Source organism: Candidatus Darwinibacter acetoxidans (genome assembly GCF_041936445.1).
Taxonomy (GTDB): Bacteria; Bacillota; Limnochordia; order Darwinibacteriales; family Darwinibacteriaceae; genus DTU010.
In genome coordinates this window covers 1-1,359 of the sequence record NZ_JBHGXH010000226.1, presented here as the reverse complement: position 1 = coordinate 1,359, position 1,359 = coordinate 1, and the positions used below count along the sequence as shown (strand labels likewise).

At 55.5% G+C, this 1,359-nt stretch carries 3 protein-coding genes; all 3 read left to right on the top strand.

The features are described from left to right. Positions 1-702 (top strand): PD-(D/E)XK nuclease-like domain-containing protein (locus ACE4YL_RS08620; RefSeq protein ID WP_461369522.1); only part of this gene is annotated, 702 nt, incomplete at its 5' end. 257 nt (positions 703-959) lie between these two features. Then, positions 960-1,091, top strand: a complete 132-nt coding sequence (locus ACE4YL_RS08615) for a hypothetical protein (protein ID WP_461369521.1) — start codon at positions 960-962, stop codon at positions 1,089-1,091. 1 nt (position 1,092) lies between these two features. Next, positions 1,093-1,359, top strand: a 267-nt coding sequence (locus ACE4YL_RS08610) for a hypothetical protein (RefSeq protein WP_461369520.1), incomplete at its 3' end; no start/stop codon positions are given.

The following is a 1,359-nucleotide window of genomic DNA, read 5'->3' as shown; positions in this document are numbered from 1 at the left end:
GAGGCTCAGCAGATGGCGATCCTCTCCGGCGAGTGGGTCGAGGCTCCAACCGAGGCCATGCTGATCGGGCAGTATGTCCATGCGTGGAACGAGGGCAAGCGAGATCAATTCATCAGCGAGCACCCAGAGATGTTTACGAAGGCCGGGACCCTGCGGTCTGGCTATCAGCAGGCCAACGAGATGATCGCCACACTGCAGGCCGATCCGCTGTGCATGTATATGCTTGAGGGCCAGAAAGAGGTCGTGTTTACCGCCAAGTTCGCCGGGGCCATGTGGCGGGTGATCGTGGATGTTTACAACGCGGAGAGGCGTCGGATTGTTGACCTCAAAACCACCCGTAGCATCTGGGATGCCACGTGGAGCGAGAGGCATGGAGGCCGAGTGAGTTTTATTGAGCACTACGACTACCCGCTACAGGCTGCACTCTATTGCGAGATAGAGAGGCTTGCAAGTGGCAGACCAGACGGCGATTGGTATGAGTATTACATGGTTGCCGTGAGCAAGGACAATGTGCCTGATAAAGAGGTCATTGACCTGCGCGACCCTGAGCGGTATCAAAAAGAGCTTGATGGCATCAAGGGCAATATGCAGAGGATCTCGCTTGTCAAGACCGGGGAGCTTGAGCCGATTCGGTGCGAGAGTTGCGACTATTGCCGGGCTACGAAGGTGCTGAGGGGTGCGGTTTATTATGCGGATATTTAGGAGGTGGCGATGGAATGACTGACAGGCAAAAGCTGCGATATTGCCGGGGTTGCCGTGACAACTTCTATAACGGCAACAACGACCTTGGCGTGGATCGGTGCTGGGGCTTAGACAAGGCAAAGGTCGTATGGCGCAAGGAGGTTCCCATGGACCAGAGGCCTCCGTGGACACAAAAGGCGAAGCGGGTTCTGGATTGTTACCGGAGGCGTGGTTATGTCTACGTAGATCCGAAGAGAACGCGCTGAGGAGGTGGCGACATGCCAGCAGTGATGGTGATCGCGCTGGGGCTGACGATAGCGGGAATATTGGCCGTATTTCTGGTTTGGCGTGAGCTGGATCGCATGGATCGGTTTTGGGAGGAGATGGATGAGTGGGGGAGGAGGAGATGACATGACCAACATCCAGCAGGCAATTGATGACCTGATCGACGCTGCGGATATCCTAGTGCGTCGACAGGACTGTGTAGAGGACTACGTGGCGATGATACCGGCGCAGAGTATAAGGCGACTTAACGACGCGCTTGTGAGGGCGAAAAGAACATTAAGGGGTGACGGCTATAAAAGACGCCTCATATACCTTGCAAGCCCATACAGCCATCCAGACCCGACAGTACGGGAAAAACGGTATCACGATGCTTGCAAGGCTGTTGTAAGGCTG

Bases quoted from the DNA above. Each gene is read 5' to 3' on its own strand.
- ACE4YL_RS08615 (WP_461369521.1), top strand. From the start codon at position 960: ATGCCAGCAGTGATGGTGATCGCGCTGGGGCTGACGATAGCGGGAATA.